Raw genomic sequence first — 3,350 nt, forward strand, 5'->3', positions numbered from 1 at the left:
GGCTATGACAAGGGGGTTAGATATTGAGCTAGATGTCCCTTTGTCTGAGCTTGATAGGCTAAAACACCAATTAAAAAAAGCTAATGAGCTTAAAGATAAATACAGAATACAACGAAACAATGCAATTGAGGCACGAAAACAGTTAGAGGCTGAAAATGCGAGGCTCTGTTTCAGGGTGTTTGACCTACAGCAAGAATTGTTAGATGGAAAGTCAGTTCTGACACCAATCAAATAAAGCGCTTTCATGCTGGAAGTGCAGATGGGGTAGGTTCATAACTTGTTTCTGCCCCATTCTGTGCCAGCTTCAATTGAGCCTGTTCCCTTTTGCTCTGCCTCATGACTTAGTTTTTACTAATACGTTTAACGTGTCTACATAAGAAGGATACTTCGCTGAGTAACAATGAAAATTCAGCGACTTTGTTAATTGTTCAGTTGCCTATAGGACAGCTATAATTTCAGCTACTACTTAGTTGTTATTTGGTACTAAGTAATGATTAATCTTATCAGCGACAGGAGTTCACAATGAAAGTTTATGGACAAAAAACGATAGAGGTCGTTGTTGATCGATGTTGTGATATCTGTGGTACTAGTGTGATGGTCGTCGATTCAAATGGCGTTAAGTTAGAAGAGGTTGGTGAACTGACTGCTAACTGGGGATTTGGGTCAAAAATGGACGGTATTACCCACCACCTCGATATGTGTGAAAGTTGTTTTCAAGTTGCATTATCTGCTCTAAAGGAGCATCGTAGAAGCATTGTGATGTTCGATGATGATCAAGACCTTCCCGATGAAAAATTTGGTCAACAACCTGTTGGTGGCTAAAATCAGACTCGCTTGTTAGTGAAAAAAGCCGTTTCCCAATTGTGCAACAGCCTGTTGCACAAATCAGTCAAAATCAAAAATGCCCCAAACCGTTTTAGATCGTGTAATTTTCACGATGAAACTGGCTAATGGGTAACTTATTAACATTAGTAGTTACTTTATAAGAGCTAGACTAGTTGGGTAATTGTGTGTAATTAGTAGAATATGGGAAGTTTTTATGCCACATGGAGCTCAATGGAGTTATGCGGAAGTACATCGCCTTAGATCGTCAGTTTTTTCCCGTAATAGAAAGCCACAAGGATTCTGAAGAGCTAGATGTTTCTCTTAGTTTGGGAATCAATAAGGCTGACAATTGGAAGTCTCTATTAAATGAGTATCGTACTATAATTTTAGCCGAGGCAGGCGCTGGTAAGACGGTCGAATTTATGGAAATGGCGAGTAAGCTCTCAAATGAAGGGAAGCTGTCTTTTTTTATTCGAATTGAAGATATTGACCGTAACTTTGATGATGCTTTCGAAATAGGTGATGAAGATGAGTTTGAAGACTGGCTTAACTCAAATGATGAGGCTTGGTTTTTCTTAGATTCGGTGGATGAAGCAAAACTAGCTCACCCTAGAGCTTTTGAAAAAGCTATCAAACGTTTTGCTAAAGGAATTGAGAAAGGGGCGAAGCGGGCTCATATTTACATTTCTAGTCGCCCATATAGCTGGCGTGCCAAGTCAGACAAAGCTCTAGTTGATGTTCATCTATTCTACCCGTCTACTAGTCCTCAAGAAGATGACGACAAAAATAAACATCCCAAAAGTGCTTTAAATGTCTATAGCTTACGACCGTTAAACCCAACGATGGTTTATACCTACTGTATCGAAAGTGGAGTTAAAAACATTGATGAACTCCTTGATGAGGTTGAGCGGTTAGGTCTGTGGAATCTCGCAGAAAGACCTTTTGATTTGGATATCATCATAACGAAGTGGTTGGATGATCAATCTCTTGATGGGCGGTTACACCTGCTACAACACAGCGTTGATGTTCGTCTTAATGAGGTACATAACAATGCTCGAAAGCCTCTTAACTTAGACAAGGCTCGTGAAGGTGCTCAACGGTTGGCTGCTGCTGTTATCTTAACGGGTAATGTAGGGATCAATGTGCCTGATGCAGAAAAGGTAAAACAAGGAATTGATGCCGACATCATTCTGTACGACTGGGAACGAGAAGACGTTAAGTCTTTACTTGAGTGTGGTTTATTTAATGACATTATTTACGGTGCAGTAAGGTTCCGGCATAGGGATATTCGTGAGCTATTAGCAGCACAGTTTTTCGCTGGTTTATTGAAAGAAGAAGGTTTGCGTTCCCAAATCGAGTCTTACTTTATTAGGGAAGTTTTCGGTGAAACTGTTGTTACCCCTTTATTTCGTCCGATATTGCCATGGTTAATTTTATTTGATGATCGTCTGCGAGCGAAGATCTTGGCTATCAAGCCTGAAATCGCTTTAGAGGAAGGCGACCCTTCTCAGTTGCCGTTGTCAGTAAGGAGGCAAATCCTTTCTGATGTTATAGCTCAAATTGACAATGATACAGATGACCATTCTGCTCGAGACAACGCCGCTATTGCCCGAATTGCACAGCCAGATCTAACGAAGGATGTACTCAACCTTATTCACAAATATGCAGACAATGATGATGCGATATTTTTCCTTGGTCGTTTAGTCTGGCAAGGGAAGATGAGTGCTTGCACAGAACCACTTATAGAAATTTCTGTATCTAGCAAGCGAGATAAGTATGCCAGAATTGCGTCAGTACGAGCTGTATTAACTTGTGGGGATGAAGAGCAAAAAGCTCTTGTCTGGCAAGAGATTATTAGCAGAGGGGAAATCCCTAGAGACCTACTGAGTGAGTTGGTTGATCATACCGTACCCGACGAAGATTCTATTAAATATCTAGTTGAATCAATTCATCACGTAGTTGAGTTCAAAAGGTTTGAAGTATCGCTCTTGGATCGAACGCTGCTTGACTTTATCGAGAGAACAAAAATCAAACTTATTCCTGAATTACTAAAAGGGTTAGGTAGTTACCTTAGTGTTGCTCCTTTTATAGAGAGAAGAGAATGTAGGGTATCTAAGCAATATGCATGGTTGTTTGATTCTGCCATCAAGTGTTTGGAAAAGCTAGTGGTCAATAGGGAACCATTCGCTTTGTCAGAGCTTTCGCTGTCCACTATGGCAAATGTAGCAGCTTTGCAGTATTGGAGAGAGGGGAACTTAAATGATGTTGAACATGACCTCGGTAATCTGGTGCCTGAATGGCAAGAGCTGAATGATGCTCTTTATTGGCATAGCATTGAGAATGCAAGAAAACATCTAAGTGAGAAAGATAAGCCTCTGACTGATGATTGGAGCATCTCATATTTAAAACATTTTTGGGCTTTCAATAGTGATGATTTCTCAAGGTTAGTATCATTTGTTAGCACTCGCATTGAGCAAGATGACCGATTAGTCGCACTGAATGCTGCATTCAGGCTCTATCAACAG

The 3,350-nt window shown here is 40.5% G+C and carries 2 protein-coding genes and 1 pseudogene; all 3 read left to right on the forward strand.

Annotation, left to right across the window (positions count from 1 at the left end; genetic code table 11):
- Window positions 1-235, forward strand: a pseudogene (locus CAG68_RS22395) (hypothetical protein); the annotation flags it as partial.
- Between the two features lie 287 nt (window positions 236-522).
- Window positions 523-822, forward strand: coding sequence for a hypothetical protein (locus tag CAG68_RS16130; RefSeq protein ID WP_005380635.1), 300 nt, complete (start codon window positions 523-525; stop codon window positions 820-822).
- A 242-nt stretch (window positions 823-1,064) separates the two neighbouring features.
- On the forward strand, window positions 1,065-3,350 hold a 2,286-nt coding region (locus CAG68_RS16135), incomplete at its 3' end, for a hypothetical protein (RefSeq protein ID WP_202599974.1).

Source organism: Vibrio sp. V42_P2S4T144 (assembly GCF_009904715.1).
Lineage (GTDB): Bacteria > Pseudomonadota > Gammaproteobacteria > Enterobacterales > Vibrionaceae > Vibrio > Vibrio alginolyticus.